The following is a 20,405-nucleotide window of genomic DNA, read 5'->3' as shown; positions in this document are numbered from 1 at the left end:
GAAGCCTTGTTTTATAACATTTTGTCTTGAGAACCAATATGTTATAAATTCAGGGCTTTTTTTCTACTCTTTTTTATATCGAACTCAGGTTGATATTTTATTGGCTTAATCAAGAGTGAAATACATTAGACATAAAAAATGGAGCCGAGGCTCCATTTTTAGGTATTAAGAATAGCTTAAAGGGCAGCTTTAATTTTCTCAGCCAGCGCTTTAATTTTTTCCTGGTCGCCCATTTGTGCTGCATGTTTGCCCAGATTGTGCAAAGAGGTAGGAACCAGATGGAAATGTATGTGTGGTACGGTCTGACCCGCTGCGGCCCCTGATAATTGCATCAGCACGATACCGTCCACACCTAAACCTTTTTCAATGGCTTTTGCAACTTTCTGTACGATCTGAATCGTATAGGCTGCAGCTTCAGGGGGTAGATCCAGTAAAGTGATCGCCGGAGTTTTCGGAACCACGAGAGTATGACCTTCTGCCTGAGGCATGATGTCCATAAATGCAAGAACCTGGTCATCTTCATACACTTTTATCGCAGGAAGTTCACCGCGTAGAATTCGTGCAAAAATATTCTGATCATCATAAGTCATAAGTATATTCCTTGAGCGTCATTAAACTGAATTATTTACAGTTCAATTCTTTCTGACGATCTTTGATCGCGTCAAGACGTTGTTGCTCTTTTTCCGAGAATTTTGGTTTGGTTGTATAGCAATTGTCATTACCAAACTTGGCTTTTGCTTCAGGATCTTTGAAACAGAAACCTTTAGACGCATAAATCACGTCATGATCATTTTTTAATTTTTTGCACTCTTGTTCAGATGCAAGAACCGATGTTGAAGCCCCGAACAAAGTTGCAAAGCCAATCAATGCTGCAACAGAAAATTTCTTCATGAGAGTTTCCTCTGGGTTATCCACTATATGTGCCTGCCTACTAGTCACAATATGAGGTTTCGTTATCATTATTCAATGGCGAGATATTACTCGATGGTAATATTACTCCATGATTCATACATTTTCACAGCGCTGGAAAAATCACTGTTTTTATCCGACAGATCGCTGGCCGCCTGAATCAGATTCTGGGTCAACGAGAGCACAGGCGCAGAAAGTTTGGCTTCACGCGCAAGGTCGATTGCAATGCCTGTATCCTTGGCCAAGAGTGGCAGGGCAAAGGTTACAGGAAAACTGCGGTTTAAAATACGCTGTGGCAATACGGTTTCAGTCACCATACTTTTACCGCTGGAAGCATTAATACAATCCAGTGCTTCATGCAGGTTTACCCCATGCGCTTTCAGTGTAGTAAAGCCTTCTGCGACAGCACACAGGTTTACAGCCATTAACATATTATTTACGGCCTTCACTGCAAAACCCGCGCCAGATTCACCGACATGCTTGATCAGTTTGCCAAAAGCCTGCATCGCAGGAAGGGCTTTTTCATAACCCTCTGTATTACCGCCCACCATCACAGTTAACGTGCCATTTTCAGCGCCAATGGTTTGACCGCTGACCGGTGCATCCAGAAAGATTACCCCATGTTCAGCCAGTTGTACTGCCAGTTTTTGGGCAGAATCCGGTACACCACTGGTGCAGTCGACCCAGACTGAACCGGATTTAAACGGTAAATTTTCCAGAAGTCGTTCAACGTCAGCGCTAGTTGGCAAGCATGAAAAAATCACATCTGCCTGTACGGCCTGTTCCAGTGTGACGGCTTGGGTGCCATATTCAGCAGCATGTTGCTCTGCTTTGTTAAAGCTGCGGTTCCAGACATAGACCGTATCAAACTGCTTGGGTAAATGTGCAGCCATACGAAAACCCATTGCACCTAGGCCGATAAATGCCACTGACTGAATCATGCTGTACCCTCTGAATATGTTTAAAGCTATTTAATATTTTTTTCTGGTGCGGGGAATCTACACTAAACATCAAGACGTGTAGAGCGCTGCACCAGCCAGGTCGTCATTTTGGGCCAGAATGTATTTGCCGTTTTCTGGTTCGACATTAGTCCAAGATGACCACCCGGTATAAGAGTAAACGTCTTATCTTGGCTACTTGTCAATTCCATCAAAGGCTTAGCTGACTGTTCTGTGACAATCTGATCGGTTTGACCTGCACCTACCAACAGGGAGCAGCTGATATTTTTAAGATCAACGACACGGCCATCCAAAGTGATAGAACCCTGTTTTAAAGGATTTTGCAGCCATAAATGCAGCACCATGTCCTGATTAATCCCACCTGGATAATCAATCATCTTGTTCAGGAAATTCCCCATGGTGGCGTGTTCATAGACATCTTCGACATAATCCAGATTTAACAGAAACTGTTTCTGGCTTTTGAGCCAGCCAATCGGATCGAGTAATTTAAAGCCCAAGGCATTTACAATACCCGGCGTATGAATATATTGCTTTGGAATCAGTCCTTGATGAATGGCCTGTTGCAGATTTTTGTTTTTAGAGATCAGTTTATTGGTCGTAGAAAAAAGTTTACCGACACGTCCTGACGCATAACTGTCGATAGGACTGCCCACCACGATCAGATTCTTGACATGTTCAGGCGAATGCAGGGCTGTATAGAGCGTGACAAACACCCCAGCCATACTCCAGCCGTGTAAGGAAATGAACTGACTGCCTGAATGCTTGCAGATGGTTTCAATGGATTGAGGAATGGCTGCATCGATAAAAGATAAAAAATTCAGGTGACGGTGCTTAAAGTTAAAGCGTTTCCATTCCACCAGATAGACATCAAAACCGCTATGCTGAAAATGCTTGACCAGAGAGCGATAAGGATACAGATCATAGATATCCATATTAATGGCTAACGGTGCGATGAAAACCAGAGGCTCCTTATATTTTTTCTCAGGTGAAGCGTAATAACGAATCTTGCAAAACTCGGTGCCGGCAATATATTCAAAAGGGTTTTTTTGCGACAGGATCAGTGAGGAGGCATTAAACACCCGGGTGCTGAGGTGTTTCAATTTTTTTTGCTGGCGCTGAAAGTTTTGTTTTAACTGAATCATGTAAATAAAATATCCGTATCCGCGGGAGGATTGATCGAAGTCTAAGCAATAATCGCTTATTATGCCTTGACCTGAAATAGCTTAGGCGCTCAAAATGTTGGCAAATTTTTACAAAAGGCAGCCTGAGGGCTGAGGTAAAGCGATGAGCCAGCAAGACGATATTTCTTACCAATTAGAAACTTTAGCCATTCGTACCGGTCATACCCGCACTTTTGAAGGTGAGCATGGCGAACCGATTTTTCTAACATCGTCCTTTGTTTATGAAAATGCTGCAGAAGCCGCAGCCAAATTCTCAGGCCAGGAACCGGGCAATATCTATTCTCGCTTTACCAATCCGACCGTTGCCATGTTTGAAAAGCGTCTGGCTGCACTTGAAGGTGCAGAACGCGCCGTCGCCACCAGTTCGGGTATGGCAGCCATTATGGCAGTGATGATGGCTTTTTTAAAAGCAGGCGATCATGTGATTTGTTCACGTGCAGTCTTCGGTTCTACGGTTTCCATGTTTGAAAAATATGTCGCAAAATTTGGCGTCAGCGTTGATTTCGTTGATTTGACCGATCTTGATGCATGGAAAAATGCCATCAAGCCTGAAACAAAAATTCTCTTTGTTGAATCTCCATCGAATCCTTTAGCGGAAGTAGCCGATATACAGGGACTCGCTGATATTGCGCATGCCAATGATGCTTTACTGGCGATTGATAACAGCTTCTGTACACCAGTGTTACAACAACCAATCAAATTTGGTGCAGACCTGGTAGTGTATTCTGCGACTAAATATCTGGATGGTCAGGGCCGCGCCTTGGGTGGTGCTGTCGTAGGTAATCACAAGTTACTAGAAGAAATCTTCGGCTACGTGCGTACCACAGGCCCGTCAATGAGCCCATTCAATGCTTGGGTCTTCCTGAAAGGCTTGGAGACACTACGTTTGCGTATGCGTGAACATTCAGCAAATGCTCAGCAACTGGCTGAATTTTTGAATCAGCATCCAAAAGTAGAAAAAGTATATTATGCGGGCCTGCCTGAGCATGTCGGTCATGAACTGGCAGCAAAACAGCAGAGCGGTTTTGGCGGTATTGTGTCTTTTGAAGTCAAAGGTGGCCGTGAGGAAGCGTGGACTGTCATTGACAATACCCAGTTTATCTCGATTACCGGCAATCTGGGCGATGTAAAATCGACTATTACCCATCCGGCGACCACGACACACGGTAAATTGTCGCCTGAAGCCAAAGAAGCCGCTGGTATTCGTGAAGGTTTAATTCGCGTATCTGTTGGTTTGGAAGAGATTGGTGATATTATCCAGGATATTCGTCGCGGTTTAGACCTGATTTAATTTTATAAATTTATGTTCGGAGATATTTATGAACATTAACATGTTGATGCAGCAAGCTCAGCGCATGCAGAAAGAAGTTGAAAATAACGTAAAAAAAGCCAAAGAAGAGCTTGCGCAAACTGAAGTGCATGCCGAGGCGGGTGGTGGTCTAGTGAAAGTAACCATGACTTGCCGTAACGTGGTGAAACGTATCGAAATCAATCCTGAATTACTTCAGGATGATCCAGACATGATTGAAGACCTGATTGCAGCTGCAATGAATGATGCAGCACGTCAGGCAGAAGTGGTATCTGACGAAAGAATGAAAGCAGCAAACTCAGGCATGGGTTTGCCGCCTGGTCTTGCAGGTATGTTCTAAGGAAGAATGCGCAATGTTTAGTGATCGTTTTGATCAACTCGTTCAAGCATTACGCATTTTGCCAAGCGTTGGGCCGAAATCGGCTCAACGTATGGCATTGCATATGATCATGAAAAATCGTGAGGGTGCTATTGGTCTGGCACATGCGCTGACTGAGGCAACCAATCACATTCATGAATGTTCAGTCTGTCATTCTCTGACCGAAGACGAAGTCTGCAATATTTGCAGCTCTCTGGATCGTGATGATGAACTGCTCTGTGTAGTGGAATCACCTGCAGATGTCATGGCGATTGAGCAAAGTGGTAGTTTCAGAGGTAAATATCATGTATTGGGCGGACATTTATCGCCACTGGATGGTATTGGTCCCGAAGAAATCGGTATTCCGTACTTATTGCATCGTTTGGCCAATGGTCAGGTGAAAGAAGTGATTCTGGCAACCAATGCCACGGTAGAAGGTCAGGCTACGGCGCATTATCTGGTTGAGGCCAGTAAGCATTTGCCGATCCAGATGACCCGAATTGCCCAGGGCGTACCACAAGGTGGTGAGCTGGAATATGTCGACAGTCATACCTTGAGTCAGGCAGTACATAACCGGATGCGCATGAAGTAAGCTAAGCTTAAATATCTTGTTAGTTTTAATATAAAAAAGATATTAATTAGAATATAAATCCTGATAAGTAAGCGCCATTTTTTAGGAAATAGGGCAGAATTGACGTTATTTTTTATACAAAAATTCTATAGATCAGTTAATATGGATCTATCGAGAATCTAATCTTAGACTCAGTTCTATGTTTCAATTTATTCAACATCAAAACGACTTAACTCATGTACTGAAGCTGATGGATCAGAATTCAGTGTATGGGCTGGATACCGAGTTTATCAAGGTTGATACCTTATGGCCTAAGCTGGGTGTTTTTCAGATTAACGTAGACAATAAGGTCTATTTGTTGGATGGAACCACGCTAGATCTGACTGAGTTCCTTAATAAAATTTTTAACGCACAGCAGAATATTTTTCATGCCTGTAGTGAAGATATCGATCTGATCTATCACTATACCCAGAAGAAATCGCTGAGTAATGTGTTTGATACCCAGGTCGGCATGTCATTTTTGGGGCATGGTCTGCAAGTCAGCTATCAAAATGCGCTGAAGCAGATGTTGGAAGTCGATATCGAAAAAGACCAGACCCGTTCTGACTGGCTGGCGCGTCCACTCAGTTCCGAACAGTTGCTCTATGCTGCCAATGATGTGCATTATCTGGTGCAACTGTCAGAGAAAATCAAACGGGATCTGGAGTCGAAAGATCTGCTGGATTTTGCCTTGCAAGATTGCCGTTTTCTGACTCAGGAAATTGGCGAAGATACCCCAACTGCCTTGTTGTATCAGGATGTCGGCAATTACCGGCATTCACGCCGTCAGCTGATGCAATTGCAGCAATTAATGGTTTGGCGTGATCAGATTGCCAAAGCACTGAATCAGCCACGCAGTTTCATTTTGAAAAATGCCAGCATGATTGATCTGGTGGAAAAATTCCCGCGCAATAATTTCCAGCTGAGTCATGTGAAAGACATTCGTTCGAATGTGGTTCGTGAGCATGGTAAAACGATTTTAGATTTACTGAAATTCCTGCCGGAGCCGGCAAATTGGCCTTTACGTCTGGCACGTCCAATTCGCCATTCTTCCAAAGATATTGGCGAAAAAATTGACTCAATTATTCAGAATGTCGTCAATGAAACCTCAATTCCTAAAGAAGTCCTGATGCGTAAGAAATGGCTGAATGCCTTGTATCAACATGTGGTCTTTCATAAGGACGAGCAGGATCTGCCGGATTATCTGCTTGGCTGGCGCTATGAGTTATTGACTCAGCCACTGATTCAGGTATTGCATCAGGATGAATCTTATCTGTCTACCCAGATGAAAGTCAGCGAGTGATTGGCTACAGGATTGGTTAAAGAAAAAGCAATTATACAAAATCACGACTGATGCATGAGACGTGGCTAATGTTTCTGTCTTTTTTTTGATGTATCCTTGCGGTTGTTTTTCCAGAAAAGTCGTTTGAAATATGCAAGTGTCTATCTACAAATCCAGCAAAAAAAGTGAAATGTATCTGTATGTGGCGCGTCCTGCGAATGAAAGCGAAGCTGAAACATTCGAACCTTTAAGCGTATTGACTGAAGCAGTACAGGCAGCATTTGGACGTGCGACTTTTGTCATGCATCTTGAATTAAGCGAATCCCGTAAACTGGCACGTGCCAATGTCTTGCATGTCATGGATTCTATTGAAACCCGCGGTTTCTTCCTGCAAATGCCGCCAGAAGGCTTGATTGATCCAAACGCTGTGGCACCAGAAGGTTTACGCGGTGCTTAATGTTAATTCAGGAGTTGTGAAATGAATGGTTATGTGGCTGTATTAGACTCAATTCCTGAACAGAGCATTGCCGTTGCAGTTTATCTGCTCGGCAGCCTGATTGCTTTATGGTGCTGGTATGGCGTGACCAAGCGTCTGCCTAAACCCATGGGCGGTTTTTTGTGGATTGTAGCCTTTGCCATTCTGCTAACACCGACGGTATCCGAGGGGGCGAATGCATCCATTGCACCCGCGATCTTCGGTCTGTTATTTGGGGTGCTGACCAAAGAGCAGTCCCTGGTTTGGATTAATGCGTCACTTATTTTATTTGTTATTGGGATTGGATCTGTGATTGGCTATTGCTGGTCGACCTATGTGTCGAACAAAAGTAATATTCGTGTTCACGAGAAAAGTTCACCGCTGTAAGTAAAAAATAAGGTTCAATCATGTCTGCTGATATTCAACAATTTTCAGGTACCGATCAGTACATTGCGACTGACAGTTTAAAACTTGCGGTGAAAGCTGCACGCAGTTTGCAAAAACCATTGCTGGTCAAAGGTGAGCCGGGTACAGGTAAGACTTTGCTGGCCGAGCAAGTTGCAGAAAGTCTGGGTTTGAAGCTGATCACCTGGCACATCAAGTCCACTACCAAAGCACAACAAGGCCTGTATGAATACGATGCCGTATCCCGCTTGCGCGATAGTCAGTTGGGTGATGACCGTGTCTATGACATCAAGAACTACATCAAGCCGGGTAAATTATGGGAAGCGTTTACCAGTGAAGAGCGCTGTGTCCTGTTGATTGATGAAATTGATAAGGCAGACATCGAGTTTCCAAATGACTTGCTGCATGAACTCGATAAAATGTCGTTCTATGTGTACGAGACTGGCGAAACCATTACGGCAACTCAGCGCCCAATCGTGATCATTACCTCAAATAATGAAAAAGAATTGCCAGATGCTTTCCTGCGTCGTTGCTTCTTCCATTACATCGAATTCCCGGATGAAGCCACCATGCGTGAAATCATCGATGTGCATTTTGCCAATATCTCGACCACATTGGTCAATGAGGCTTTGCAAGTCTTCTTTAAATTACGTCAGATTCCGGGTTTAAAAAAACCACCTTCAACTTCTGAACTGATCGACTGGCTCAGCCTGCTTATGGCTGACGACATGCCGGAAGATATTCTGCGCAATACTGATAAATCCAAAGCAATTCCGCCCCTGTACGGCGCATTAATCAAGAATGAGCAAGATGTGCAGTTGCTCGAACGTCTAGCATTTATGTCACGTCGTTAAGGGAGAAACACGCATGTTTGTGCGACTGTTTTATACCTTACGCAAATACGGCGTGCCGGTATCGACTCGTGAGCTGATTGACCTGAATCAGGCGGTTGCTGCAGGTCTGGTGTTTGCCGATCAGGATGAATTCTATCAGCTGGCCAAAACCGTCATGGTCAAGGACGAGCGCTATTTCGATAAGTTCGATCGTGCTATGAAAGACTATTTTGATGGTATCGCGACCTTTGATCTGGATGAGCTGCTGAATCAGGTGCATAAGCTGCCCAAAGACTGGTTCGATCTCGAATTACTCGAGAAGCATCTGACCCCGGAGCAGCGCGAAGAGCTGAAAAAAGCCGGATCGCTGGAAGAACTGATGAAAATGCTGGAAGAGCGTCTGCGCGAACAGCATAAAAAACATCAGGGTGGCAACAAGATGATGGGTACCGGTGGCACTTCACCCTTTGGTGCCTATGGCGATCATCCTGAAGGTGTGCGTATTGGCGGGCCGGGGCGTAAGCGTTCTGCGGTGAAAGTCTGGGAACAGCGCCAATATCGAAATCTGGACGATGAACAGATTTTGGGTAGCCGCCAGATGCAGATGGCATTGCGCCGTCTACGAAAATTTGCCCGTCAGGGTGCTGCTGAAGAACTGGATATTGACGGGACGATTCGTGAAACGGCCAAGCAGGGCATTCTGGATGTACAATTGGTACCGGAGCGTCGTAACCGCATCAAAGTTTTAATGCTGTTCGATGTCGGTGGTTCGATGGATGCGCATATTGCCCAGTGTGAAAAGTTGTTCAGTGCTGCGAAAACCGAATTCAAAACCCTGGAATATTTTTATTTCCATAACTGTCTGTATGACTATGTCTGGAAAGACAATGTCCGTCGTTCCAGTTCACGCATCAATACCTGGGATTTGTTCAATACCTATGGCCGTGATTACCGCGTGATTGTGGTCGGAGATGCCAGTATGGCGCCGTATGAGCTGAATTCTGTCGGTGGTTCGGTTGAATATATGAATGATGAAGCTGGACAGGTCTGGTTACAGCGTCTGCGTCAGCATTTTGATAAAACTGCCTGGCTGAATCCGGAAGAAGAAAAATACTGGCATTACACCCATACCATTGGTCTGATCCAGCAGATATTTGAAAATCATATGTTTCCAATGACGCTGAAAGGCATTGAAGACATGACCAAATATCTGGCGCGTTAATTCCATTTATCTATAAGTGACTTTAGTTAGAGTTATTAGTGATTTCAAACAAATTATTCTAGTATAAAGTCACTCATTATCTCTTATTTAAAATTTCAGGCATCATTATGGCTCATCAAATTAATGGTATTGCGTTACCAAATGAAGAGGGTTTTTTTGGTCAATATGGCGGTCAGTTTATTCCACCCGATCTGAAACAGGCCATGGATGATATTAATGTGGCCTATCAGGAAATTCGTCAGACTGAAGAATTTCAGAATGAATTGAAAGACCTATTTGCTCATTATGTCGGTCGTCCAAGTCCACTATTTCATGCCAAACGTCTTTCTGAACAGCTCGGTGGAGCCCAGATTTATTTGAAACGTGAAGATCTGAACCATACTGGCGCGCACAAGATTAATCATTGCCTAGGTGAAGCACTACTGGCCAAATATATGGGCAAGACCAAAGTCATCGCAGAAACTGGTGCCGGCCAGCATGGTGTTGCTTTGGCAACTGCATGTGCCTTGGTGGGTATTCCGTGTGAAATTCATATGGGGCAGGTGGATATCGAAAAAGAGCATCCAAACGTCGTCAAGATGAAAATTCTGGGTGCCAAGCTGATTTCTGTGACTCGCGGTACAGCCACACTCAAAGATGCAGTCGACAGTGCTTTTGAAGAATATTTGAAAGATCCGAAAAATTACATCTATGCTATCGGTTCGGTGGTTGGACCGCATCCATTTCCGATGATGGTTCGTGATTTTCAGTCGATTATTGGTGATGAAATTAAAGTTCAGGCCAATGAACGTTTTGGTGCAAATCCTGATTATGTCGTTGCCTGTGTCGGTGGCGGTTCTAATGCAGTGGGCGCATTCACTGCATTTTTAAATGAACCAGATGTGAAACTGGTAGGCGTTGAGCCGGCAGGTCATGGTCTGGATACTGACAAGCACTCAGCAACATTGACTTTAGGTAAACCGAGCCAGTTACATGGGATGGCCTGTTATGTGCTTGAAGATGAACAAGGCGAGCCATTGCCAGTGCATTCAATTGCTTCTGGTCTGGATTATCCGGGTGTGGGGCCGCAGCATAGCTTGCTTAAAGATTTGGGTCGGGTTGAGTATACGACTGCAACCGATCAGGAATGTCTGGATGCATTCATGACCCTTTCACGTGTAGAAGGAATTGTTCCTGCACTAGAAAGTTCGCATGCGGTGGCTTGGGCCATTCGTGAAGCGGGTAAATTGCCAAAAGATACCAAGATTGTGGTGAACTTATCGGGTCGTGGTGATAAAGACTCAGATTACGTCGCAGAAAAATTAGGTCTAAACTGATTTTATTCAGAATGTTCATATAAAAAAATCCCGATACACGTACCGGGATTTTTTATGCATCAGATATAAAACTTTATCTTGGTGTCACTTAAGTGATCTTCAAATGCCTTAGAGAAAGCTAGATGATGTTTTAACCTGAGATATATTGCTGTAACTGTTCAATCAATTTACGTTGGTCATCCATGGCGGCCTTGACCAAATCCCCAATTGAAATCAGACCGATCAGTTTTTCATGTTCGACCACGGGTAAGTGGCGTAGGTGGCGTTCAGTCATCAGAGATAAACAGTCTTCTACGCTAGTAGCTGTATTTACGGTAATCACTTTAGAGGTCATGATCTCATTAACAGTGGTGTCGAATGAGGTTCTTTGCATCAGGGCGATCTTACGCGTGTAATCCCGCTCTGACAAAATCCCCACCACATTGTCTTCATGGGTTACCACAAGCGCCCCGATTCCTTTATCCGCCATCAAGGTGATGGCTTCTAAAACAGTAGAATCTGGACGGATGGTATAAATAGCTTGATGCATTTTTTCACTGAGCACCTGTGCCACATTGGTCATGCTTAATCATCCTTATTGGTCAATTTATTATTAATCCTAGAGTATGTATTCAACCTGAACATCTCTAAGTGTTTAGGTTTTAGTCTTTATAAATAGCATGTTATTTAAGCAATGTGCAGTCTTTGTTGCGAAAAAAACAGATGACGCATCTGTGCAGCAGTCAGTTTGAGTTTGGTTCCATTGGTGTTGAACAGCGCTGGCGTAACATTCAGTCGCGACAGGGTCGGCAATAACGCATTTTCAAAATCTTCAGAATTGATTTTACGTGGAATGTAATCCGGCCAATGTTGCTGGGCATAATTTTTAGCATCCAGCGGATTGAGCCAGAATGGAAAGATACAATCTTCCTGGTCACGCATCATCGCCCAGCCTTGGTGATATGCGCCCCATAGCTCGCCACAATTCATCAAAGATTTAAGCATCGTGATCTTTAACAGAAAGTTTTTGCAGATCGGATCAATTTGAATAATTTTTCGTGGTTTCATTAGAATAAAGTGCTATTGGAGTTCAGGCTCTATTCTAGGAACTTTATATGAAATTACTGTTTCAGCTTTGCAAGGATTCGTAAGAAAATATGTATTGATTGCTATTTATTGAAAAAAGGGCTGAAAAAAAACGCCACCTAGGTGACGTTTCTTTATGCTTGCATGGTGGCCATGTTTTGCCAGTACTGGGCTTTGAGTGAATCTCGTTCTACACGGAAACCTTGATAATAAAGTTCTGCTAAAAAGAGCGCTGCTTTACCATGGCCTGCACGAGCGGCTTCTTCAAGCTGTTTTACCGCATCAGCAAAGTTCATTTGCGATTGAATGGTATTCACGGCATCTGCGTACAGATGTTCCAGATCGTGTTGAGAGAGTTGTTGTATCATATAAAAACTCCTTAATTTTAATTATGATTACAGGATAGACTATTTAGTCTAAATACAAATATAAATTAGTATTGTTAAACTAATATTACAAAATAATGGAAAAGTCAACTATTCGATTTTATTTGTTTACTTCAGTTATAGTTTAACTGATTAAACTATACACAACTATAAATATTATTAAGCTACATTGTAAATCGATAGCAAACAATAAGGAGAAGGCCATGATGACAAGAACTTTAGATGGTGTGAAATTTGATATGCCTCCGACTGCAGGTCAAATTATGGAACTTGCCGATTTGCATCGTAAAAAACTCGATCAAGCTATATTTAGTAAATATACCCATCTAGGCGATTATGGGCTGGCACAACGTAAAGAAGTCTACGACTTTACCCGGGCGCTGGACGAAAACCAGCGTGAGCAGTTTTATAAACTCTATAATGGTGAGCTGGTCCGCATTGCAGATGAGGATCGCTTACATCCGCCTGAAGCAGAAGCCGGTTTAAGTAAATTTGCAATTGCACTAGTATTACTTGTTGTTGCATTGGTGCTGTATTCAACAATTATTACTAGAATAATGAATTAATGCCCAAAATAGCAGGATTCAGCTCTTGTGAATATTCAGTGCGCTGACTTGAACTTATGTAACTGCGACCATACACTACCTCTAACCTGAGGTAGTGTATGTCTATAGATACAGAAAAACTAAGCCAATTTTTCAGCAGAATCAAACTGGAACAGATTTATAACAGTGTGGTTATTTTTATTATTGCGGTCATTCTACTTTTAGCCGCATTTGCTTTATATCGTCCGCTTAGCCTTTCCCAAGTCACCCAGATTCAACAACTGTCTAAACAGCAAAACCTTCCCCAAACCCAAGATATGGCACTCGCCTTGTTAGAGCAGCAGCATATCCGTCGTGGGCAGTACCTTAAATTGATGCAGGCTTATCAGCAGGAATCGCTTCGGGCACGTCAGCTTCCGCCGGTCTCTGTGGAGATGCCTTAGGCATAGGATTTGTTGGTAAGTAATAATTGGCATCCATTAAATTCTGTTCCAAACGCATTTTCAAAGCATTTTGATCCAGTTCTTTATTGACAACGACCAGGGTTAAGCGATCAGGATGAAAATGCTTGCGCACTGCATTTTGTACATCTGCCGCTGTGATTTTAGCCAGCCGATCTGGATAACTGGATAGATAATTACTTTGCTCACTATAGAAGCCCATATTGCCTAGCTGGGCATTAATGGTGGCATTACTGCTGTAATTATTAGGAAAAGCACGTAACATGCCTGCTTTGGTTTCTTCCAGACGCTGAGTATCAATAGGTTGACTGACAAAGTTGATAAATGCTTGATGTGCGACCTGAATGCTATCTAGCAGTTGATCCTGACGCGTGGAATACTTAAAGCTGAATACGCCCGGTGCCTGACTAAAGCTCAACGAACTATAAGCGCCATAAGTAAAACCACGTTTCACCCGCAGTTCCTGCATCAATACCGCATTAAATCCGCTACCGCCAAACATGCGATTGGCGACCTCTAAAGCCAGTTTATCTTCAGTAAAGCGGGTTGGGCCTAAATGCCCAAAAGTGACATGCGCCTGAGACGAGTTATAGGGTAGATGTACTACTTCAAAACCAGATTGGATTTCAGGCTGTGGCAATGCCTCTGCTTTTTGCCCTTGCGGTAAATTGCCGGCAATTCGTTCAGATAGTTCCAGTGCCTGTTTCGGGCTGAGTTTACCCGTAATGGCAATATTCATATTTTGCGCCACCAGAAACTGATCACGGAATTTTTTTAATAATTCTGCGTTAATTTTTTTGGTGCTGCCTTGGGTGCCGCTGATTGGTTCTGCATAAGGGTGCTGACCATATAGGGCACGATAAAAACGGATATCCATCAGTCGGCTTGGGTTTTCCTGCAGCTGTTTTTGTCCCACTTGGGTATTGCTTAAAGCCAGATTAATGCTGGATGGTTTAAATGATGCATTCTTGAGAACCTCCATCAGCATGCCCAATGCGGGTTCCAGTTTTTCCGGGTCTGAAAGCGTACGCAGACGAACCACAAACATATCCCGATAGGCTTGTACGCTGAATTGTGCTCCGGTTTGGTCAAAAACTTCCGCCACCTGATTGGCGCTATATTTGTCGGTTCCTTCACGCATCAACTTGGCTGCCATATTGGATAGACCATATAGGCCTTTGGCAATTTCCTGATCACGGGCCGAACCGGCATTAAAGGTCAGCTGGATATCTACCATGGGAAGATCTTGCGTTTCAACAAACAGCGTGCGTACTTTGTAGCGATTATTTAGATCATGAATATAAGGCGCCTGAAAATCCCGTTGCTGATTAATATTTTTTAAGCTTTGCAGCAAAGGGATAGACTGTAACTGACTCGGATTATCATTTTGGTTAGGCTGGGGATCCAGATAGTTTTCTGCATGGGTAGCCGAGCTAAGACTTAAAATTGAAATAAGCAAAAATGAACGAAGTTGAAGCATTATAATCCCCGTTGCTGGGTGTTTTGTTCAGGAGAGAGATAAAGCGTGCTGAGATTTTCACGTACAAAATAGGCGTTTGCGACACGCTGGATATCCTGAACGCTGACACTTTCAAAGTGTTTCGGTAATTCATCCATCAGGCGATAACTCAAGCCATTGACCTCTAGATTTCCAATCATTTTGGCTTGTCCGGCAATATCATCCTGGCTATAGATCAAATTGGAAATAAAGCGGGTACTGATACGATCCACTTCCTGTTGGGTCATCGCTGTAGTTTTAAGTAAATCCACTTCATCCTGAATTGCTTGTTGTGCTTCTTGCAAAGAGATGCCCGGCGCAGGTAAGGCAGAAATACCAAACAGGCTGTCGCCGCGATTATAGGGATCATAAGAAACGCTGACAGAGGTCAGAATTTTACGATCACGTACCAATCGGTCTTGCAGGCGCGAAGAAATGCCACTGTCCAAAAGACTGCGAATAATGGTCAAGGCATAAGCATCTTGGGGGTTTTTGGCAGTGCCAAGGGATTTTACATTCCAGGTCATGTACAGATTGGGCACCTGAATATTGCTATTGATTTCCATATGGCGATAACCCAAACGCTCAAACTCCAGTACATCATTGCGTGCTGGGGTTGGGCGTGCGGGAATGTCAGCAAAATATTTTTGTACCTGAGCCAAAGCAGCTTCAGATTCTACATTTCCAACAATCACCAGAATGGCATTATTCGGACTGTACCAATCCCGATACCATTTTTTGACATCATTCAACTGAATATTATTCAGAGTTTTCATGTGTCCAATCACCGGCTGACGGTAGTGGCTGGTCGGATAACTGATCCATTTAAACCGTTCAAAGGCTTGCGCCCGCGGATTGTCATCGGTACGCTGGCGCCGTTCTTCCATGACGACTTTAATTTCTGGTTCGAAGTCCTGCTGCCGTAGCAATAAATTGCTCATACGGTCAGACTCGAGTTCCAAGGCCATAGGAAAATAGGCCTTAGGATAAAGCTGATAATAATTGGTGTAATTGGTGAAGGTGGCTGCATTGATACTGCCGCCATAAATCCGGCTCAGGCGGGTAAATTCGTCATTTGGAACTTTGTGAGTACCTTTAAACATCATATGTTCAAGCGCATGTGATACCCCCAGAATATTTCCAGATTCATCGCTGCTGCCGACTTTGTACCAGATTTGTGTCATTACCATGGGCGCACGATGGTCTTCCCGAATAATGACTTTTAAACCGTTACTTAAAGTGGTTTCAAAAGTAGTCCGTGATAATTCGCTTCGGGTTTGTGCCTGAGCCGTACTAAAAGTCAGACTGAGTAAGACAGCGCTGAGTGGATAAAGCGTCTGTTTGATCATTTGCGAGAAAGAGGAGATAGTCAAAAAGGTGATGAACACTAGATCTCCTGAAATAGGCATTTGTATTTAGGGTTATTTTTAATAAATGCGGAGATGAAAGCAACCAAGAGCTGTAGCTTTTTGGTATGTTTGTCCAGCATTTGCATTGCTAGCTGCAAAGCAGGCAAGTTATGGTAGAATCTGGGTTTTTAACGCAATGCTTTTCAAGGATTCGGCATGCAACAGCAATCTAATGGGCAAAACAAATTTTTGATTGATGCTGATATCGGAGATGATGATGTCACATTACCGAGCTTACCTGCGGTGAGTGTGCCTATCGTAGAAACGCCAAGCGAAACAGCTGTAGTTTCTGCACCTGTTACCACAGAAACTGAAAATGAAGATTCTGCGGCGAAAGGTGGCTTCTTTAGCCGTATGAAAGTGGGTTTAACCAAAACCCGTAAAAACCTTGCCGATGGGATGGTCAATATCCTGATTGGCGGTAAAGAAATTGATGATGAATTATTAGAAGAAGTCGAAGAGCAGCTTCTGGTGGCAGATATTGGCGTGGAAGCAACCAAGACCATTATCGCTAACCTGACTGAACGTACGGCACGTGGTGATTTGATCTACTCGCATTCACTCTATAAAGCGCTTCAGGAAGAACTGGTGGCTTTATTGGCACCACGAGTAAAACCGCTACACATTGATCCGAATAAATCGCCTTATGTGATTCTGGTAGTTGGTGTGAATGGTGTCGGTAAAACGACTACCATTGGCAAGTTGGCAAAGCGCCTGCAAGGTGAAGGCAAGACCGTCATGTTGGCAGCAGGCGATACTTTCCGTGCGGCTGCAACTGAACAGCTACAGATCTGGGGTGAGCGTAATAATATTGCGGTTGTTGCTCAGGGTCATGGTGCTGACTCAGCTTCAGTGATTTTCGATGCTTTTGAAAGTGCGCGTGCTAAAGGTGTAGATGTATTGATTGCAGACACAGCGGGTCGTTTGCATAACAAAGGCCATTTGATGCAGGAATTGACCAAAGTAAAACGTGTGATGCAGAAAATTGATGCCACTGCGCCGCATGAAGTGATGTTGGTGGTCGATGCCGGTACTGGCCAGAATGCCATTAATCAGGTCGAGATGTTTGATGAAGCGGTAGGCTTGACGGGTCTGACCATTACCAAGCTTGATGGTACTGCCAAAGGCGGTGTCCTATTTAATATCGCCAGTCGTACTCATGTGCCGATTCGCTTTATTGGTGTCGGTGAAAAAATTGATGACTTGCGTCCATTCTCTGCCAAATCTTTTGTTGCTGCATTATTTGAAACTGAAAAATAAATAATGCGCAATGCTTCACATAAACTCCGCCAAGTGCGGAGTTTATTGTTTTTAGCCAGTTCGAGTGTTGTAAAAACCGACAGTAAAACCACCACTAAATCTGCCCATCTTAATAAAGGCCTTATAATTGTAGGGGATTCTCTAAGCTGATTTGGCTTGTTTTTTGTGGGGTAGAAAATGGCATTGCTAAATAAGATTGGTCAGGTATTAACAAGCGATATAACCAAGGATTTTAAATTTTCAAGAAAAAATAAACTGAATGATGATTTAGAATTGACTTTTGTCGATCAATTGAAAAAGCGCCGTAGTATCGATCAACTCGGTAAGCGGGTACATTATAGTCAGGCTTATCTTAGCGAAATCATTCAGGAAGCAGTGCGGAGTTGTCCTTCGGCTTATGATTCTCAAACTACGCGCATTGTGGTGTTATTCGCAGATTCTCATCATTAATTCTGGGAAATTGTGAAACAGGTACAGCGTCAGCATATGCCGGCATATATTTACGAAGGGATGGAAATCAAGTTAAATCAATGTGCTGCTGTCTATGGCACGGTTTTGTTTTATGAAGATCAAGCCGTGATTCAACAATTACAAAAGAAAATGCCATTAAATAGTGAAGATTTTCCAGCATGGTCGGAACAAACTTCCGGTATGGCGCAATTTGCTGTGTGGACGACGCTGGCAGATTCTGGCTTAGGGACATCCTTACAACATTATAATCCACTGATTGATGAAAGGGTCGCTGAGCATTTTGAAATTGAAAAGAACTGGTTGTTGCGAGCCCAACTTTGCTTTGGATCAATTGAACAAACAGTAGAAGAAAAATTACAAAAGCCGGATCAGCACCGTTTCAAAGTATTTAATTAAAAGTTTATAGAGAACTTTATATGTGACAGCATGGAAGCTGCGGATAAAATCAGATACAAATACGCTACCCAGATCTAAATCTGATTGTTCTATAAATAAAACACATTGTTATCGAAATGCACCTGTCTTGGGTGTTTAAAGCACGTAATATGACTTTATCGATTTTCAAATAATCAAAATATAAAGAGGTGGGTTCATGGCATTTTTAGATCAGATTAAACAACGCCGTAGCATTTATTCAATTGGAAAAAATGTAGAGCTGGATCAAGCAGAAATTGAGAAAATCATTAAAGATGCGGTGAAGCACAGTCCGTCATCTTTTAACTCGCAAACCTCGCGTGTGGTGATTTTATTTGGTCAATCACATGATACTTTCTGGCATATTGTACGTGAAACTTTACGTGATCTGGTTTCAGCAGATGCATTTGAATCAACCAATAGCAAGATCAATGCTTTTGCTGCAGGTTATGGTACCGCACTGTTTTATGAAGACCAGAACGTGGTGAAGTCGATGCAGGAGCAGTTTGCACTTTATGCCGATAACTTCCCGGTCTGGTCTGAGCATTCTTCTGCTATTGCACAGTTTGCAACCTGGACCGCTTTGGCAGAAAGAAATATTGGTGCTTCATTGCAGCACTACAATCCAATTATTGATGAAGAAGTCGCACAAACTTTCGAGATTCCATCTCACTGGAAACTTCGCGCTCAACTGGTATTTGGTTCGATTGAAGCTCCTGCAGGTGAAAAAACCTTTATGGATGATGCAGAGCGCTTTAAGACCTTTGCATAAATAATTTTAGATTAAAAAGTAGATTTAAAAGAAGCACGTTGATGCTTCTTTTTTATGTCTTCGAGTTGTATTTAGATGTGATGTAATATGTCTAGCCAAATAAATGCTAAGAACACAGGCTGTATCGCTCCAGCTTTTGTCATAAGATTGTCATTTAGACGCGGCATAGTGCAGCTAATTTTTAATAAACAACCAAAAATGAGTATAGGATATGGGTTTACGTATTGCGGCAACTGCAGCAGTGTTTCTGTTTAGCACACCAGTTTTTTCGGCAGTGACCGTCACAGTACCTGAAGAAATAAAAATTGTTGCCGTAAATGATCAAGAGGTGAACTCGGGTCTATTACGTTCTAATCAGACTTATAGCTTGGATGCAGGTGTAAATGCGATCAGCGTACGCTATAACGAATTTTTCCAGCATTCAGACAATTCACATGACATTTTAAAGTCAGGTGTGGTTACGGTAAAAACACCAAGCCTTAAAGATGGTGAAACTTACCGTTTAGCACTTATTCAGGCGCCTAAAGATTTTGATGCAGCGCAAAAATATAAAGATCAGCCCATTATTGGCCTATATGATGCGAAAAATCAGCTCTTAGTCCAGCAGACGGGTGCTAAAGATTCAGCGAAACCATGGTTTGGAAATCGCGTATTGACTAAAAAAGTAGATATGACAACTCAAGCCGCGACACCAGTTCATCAACCGGCAGCTATATATACTCAGTCAGTAGAACAGAATGATCAGCAGCTGATTCAATTATGGCAGAAAGCTTCTAAAGCTGAACGTCAAAAATTTATGACTTGGCTCGCTGAGCAGACAAATTAAAATATTTTGATGAAGAATCAAAAAGATCACCATTGAGGTGATCTTTTTTTATGAGATGAAGGCTAGAAAATTAACATTTGCTTAAACTTTTCATGCGGAATTAGCTAGAAAAACGCAAAAAAGTGTTAAAAATAGCCTTTTAGATTAAAAAATAAACGCATGATTGGTTTTTTTGAATATTTTTAAGAAAAGCCCTTGCGCTCGTTTTGAAACTGTATAGAATACGCAGCACACCAACGCAATGCATGAAACGAAACGTTAAGTGATTGGGTTGGAGCTTGAAACTGACGAGGTTTTAAGAAGATCATTAAGAGATTATGAAGAACAACTTGTGTGGATTTTTACTGATTGATTGATCGAAATTATTTTCATTGATTGATGGTAGAAATTACTCGAAGTTTATTTGAGAAATATTTGTCAGAAAATTGATGAGCCAAGA

The 20,405-nt window shown here is 42.8% G+C and carries 23 protein-coding genes and 1 pseudogene; 15 read left to right on the top strand and 9 right to left on the bottom strand.

Features of this window, described 5'->3' with window-relative positions; genetic code table 11:
- Positions 1-176 precede the first annotated feature (176 nt).
- From NI469_RS13545 to NI469_RS13530, 4 genes are all read right to left on the bottom strand, one after another.
- Entirely contained in the window at positions 177-590 is a 414-nt protein-coding gene (locus NI469_RS13545; protein ID WP_253147495.1) for an HIT family protein, read from the bottom strand.
- Positions 591-621: 31 nt separating this feature from the next.
- On the bottom strand, positions 622-891 hold the full coding sequence (locus tag NI469_RS13540; RefSeq protein WP_004278704.1) for a YARHG domain-containing protein: 270 nt from the start codon (positions 889-891) through the stop codon (positions 622-624).
- An 86-nt stretch (positions 892-977) separates the two neighbouring features.
- Positions 978-1,850 carry an NAD(P)-dependent oxidoreductase gene (locus NI469_RS13535; RefSeq protein ID WP_121980012.1) on the bottom strand — a complete coding sequence of 291 codons (873 nt, stop codon included), beginning with the start codon at positions 1,848-1,850 and terminating at the stop codon, positions 978-980.
- A gap of 62 nt (positions 1,851-1,912) precedes the next feature.
- Complete coding sequence (locus NI469_RS13530) at positions 1,913-3,010, bottom strand: alpha/beta fold hydrolase (RefSeq protein ID WP_253175471.1); 1,098 nt, start codon at positions 3,008-3,010, stop codon at positions 1,913-1,915.
- A gap of 142 nt (positions 3,011-3,152) precedes the next feature.
- On the opposite strand from NI469_RS13530, the gene NI469_RS13525 reads away from it, so the two are divergent.
- From NI469_RS13525 to trpB, 9 genes are all read left to right on the top strand, one after another.
- The gene (locus NI469_RS13525; protein WP_191112109.1) at positions 3,153-4,340 is read left to right on the top strand and encodes an O-succinylhomoserine sulfhydrylase; all 1,188 of its coding nucleotides are present in this window, start codon (positions 3,153-3,155) and stop codon (positions 4,338-4,340) included.
- Between the two features lie 28 nt (positions 4,341-4,368).
- A complete protein-coding gene (locus NI469_RS13520; protein ID WP_004278699.1) occupies positions 4,369-4,698 on the top strand; it encodes a YbaB/EbfC family nucleoid-associated protein in 330 nt (109 codons plus the stop codon).
- A 13-nt stretch (positions 4,699-4,711) separates the two neighbouring features.
- On the top strand, positions 4,712-5,308 hold the full coding sequence (gene recR, locus NI469_RS13515; protein ID WP_005100074.1) for a recombination mediator RecR: 597 nt from the start codon (positions 4,712-4,714) through the stop codon (positions 5,306-5,308).
- A 178-nt stretch (positions 5,309-5,486) separates the two neighbouring features.
- A complete protein-coding gene (locus tag NI469_RS13510) occupies positions 5,487-6,629 on the top strand; it encodes a ribonuclease D (RefSeq protein WP_005247206.1) in 1,143 nt (380 codons plus the stop codon).
- Between the two features lie 130 nt (positions 6,630-6,759).
- Entirely contained in the window at positions 6,760-7,065 is a 306-nt protein-coding gene (locus NI469_RS13505) for a YcgL domain-containing protein (protein ID WP_004278695.1), read from the top strand.
- Positions 7,066-7,086: 21 nt separating this feature from the next.
- A complete protein-coding gene (locus tag NI469_RS13500; RefSeq protein WP_005106668.1) occupies positions 7,087-7,470 on the top strand; it encodes a hypothetical protein in 384 nt (127 codons plus the stop codon).
- Positions 7,471-7,490: 20 nt separating this feature from the next.
- A complete protein-coding gene (locus tag NI469_RS13495; RefSeq protein WP_004278691.1) occupies positions 7,491-8,342 on the top strand; it encodes an AAA family ATPase in 852 nt (283 codons plus the stop codon).
- Positions 8,343-8,355: 13 nt separating this feature from the next.
- On the top strand, positions 8,356-9,543 hold the full coding sequence (locus NI469_RS13490) for a vWA domain-containing protein (RefSeq protein WP_216986099.1): 1,188 nt from the start codon (positions 8,356-8,358) through the stop codon (positions 9,541-9,543).
- A gap of 107 nt (positions 9,544-9,650) precedes the next feature.
- A complete protein-coding gene (gene trpB / locus NI469_RS13485) occupies positions 9,651-10,859 on the top strand; it encodes a tryptophan synthase subunit beta (protein ID WP_004278689.1) in 1,209 nt (402 codons plus the stop codon).
- A gap of 130 nt (positions 10,860-10,989) precedes the next feature.
- Here trpB and NI469_RS13480 read toward each other — a convergent pair whose 3' ends face one another.
- The 3 genes from NI469_RS13480 to NI469_RS13470 form a co-directional block, all read right to left on the bottom strand.
- A complete protein-coding gene (locus NI469_RS13480) occupies positions 10,990-11,421 on the bottom strand; it encodes a CBS domain-containing protein (RefSeq protein WP_004278688.1) in 432 nt (143 codons plus the stop codon).
- Between the two features lie 104 nt (positions 11,422-11,525).
- The gene (locus NI469_RS13475) at positions 11,526-11,906 is read right to left on the bottom strand and encodes a DUF2750 domain-containing protein (RefSeq protein ID WP_004278687.1); all 381 of its coding nucleotides are present in this window, start codon (positions 11,904-11,906) and stop codon (positions 11,526-11,528) included.
- A 152-nt stretch (positions 11,907-12,058) separates the two neighbouring features.
- Positions 12,059-12,292 (bottom strand): SEL1-like repeat protein, encoded by a 234-nt coding sequence (locus tag NI469_RS13470; RefSeq protein ID WP_004278686.1) that lies wholly within the window; start codon positions 12,290-12,292, stop codon positions 12,059-12,061.
- Positions 12,293-12,516: 224 nt separating this feature from the next.
- On the opposite strand from NI469_RS13470, the gene NI469_RS13465 reads away from it, so the two are divergent.
- Both NI469_RS13465 and NI469_RS13460 read left to right on the top strand, forming a co-directional pair.
- Entirely contained in the window at positions 12,517-12,876 is a 360-nt protein-coding gene (locus NI469_RS13465) for a hypothetical protein (RefSeq protein WP_004278683.1), read from the top strand.
- A 98-nt stretch (positions 12,877-12,974) separates the two neighbouring features.
- On the top strand, positions 12,975-13,298 hold the full coding sequence (locus NI469_RS13460) for a hypothetical protein (protein ID WP_004731236.1): 324 nt from the start codon (positions 12,975-12,977) through the stop codon (positions 13,296-13,298).
- On the opposite strand, the gene NI469_RS13455 is transcribed toward NI469_RS13460, so the two are convergent.
- The gene (locus NI469_RS13455; protein ID WP_216986097.1) at positions 13,222-14,796 is read right to left on the bottom strand and encodes a M16 family metallopeptidase; all 1,575 of its coding nucleotides are present in this window, start codon (positions 14,794-14,796) and stop codon (positions 13,222-13,224) included. The two genes, NI469_RS13460 and NI469_RS13455, sit on opposite strands and share 77 nt — an antisense overlap.
- Positions 14,796-16,202 carry a M16 family metallopeptidase gene (locus NI469_RS13450; protein WP_216986096.1) on the bottom strand — a complete coding sequence of 469 codons (1,407 nt, stop codon included), beginning with the start codon at positions 16,200-16,202 and terminating at the stop codon, positions 14,796-14,798. The genes NI469_RS13455 and NI469_RS13450 overlap by 1 nt, the downstream gene beginning before the upstream one ends.
- Before the next feature lie 177 nt (positions 16,203-16,379).
- Here NI469_RS13450 and ftsY point away from each other — a divergent pair, with 177 nt between their 5' ends.
- The 4 genes and pseudogenes from ftsY (at position 16,380) to NI469_RS13430 (ending at position 19,966) form a co-directional block, all read left to right on the top strand.
- Positions 16,380-17,483, top strand: a complete 1,104-nt coding sequence (gene ftsY, locus NI469_RS13445) for a signal recognition particle-docking protein FtsY (protein WP_253175469.1) — start codon at positions 16,380-16,382, stop codon at positions 17,481-17,483.
- 177 nt (positions 17,484-17,660) lie between these two features.
- A pseudogene (locus NI469_RS13440) lies at positions 17,661-18,350 on the top strand (nitroreductase family protein).
- Positions 18,351-18,546: 196 nt separating this feature from the next.
- The gene (locus NI469_RS13435) at positions 18,547-19,140 is read left to right on the top strand and encodes a nitroreductase family protein (RefSeq protein WP_004278677.1); all 594 of its coding nucleotides are present in this window, start codon (positions 18,547-18,549) and stop codon (positions 19,138-19,140) included.
- A 211-nt stretch (positions 19,141-19,351) separates the two neighbouring features.
- Entirely contained in the window at positions 19,352-19,966 is a 615-nt protein-coding gene (locus NI469_RS13430; RefSeq protein WP_005100087.1) for a DUF2057 family protein, read from the top strand.
- Positions 19,967-20,405 lie beyond the last annotated feature (439 nt).

The sequence above is a fragment of the Acinetobacter lwoffii genome, assembly GCF_024129735.1.
Classification (GTDB): domain Bacteria; phylum Pseudomonadota; class Gammaproteobacteria; order Pseudomonadales; family Moraxellaceae; genus Acinetobacter; species Acinetobacter lwoffii_H.
The sequence above is the reverse complement of the archived record's forward strand: the minus strand, read 5'-3'. Positions and strand labels throughout refer to the sequence as shown.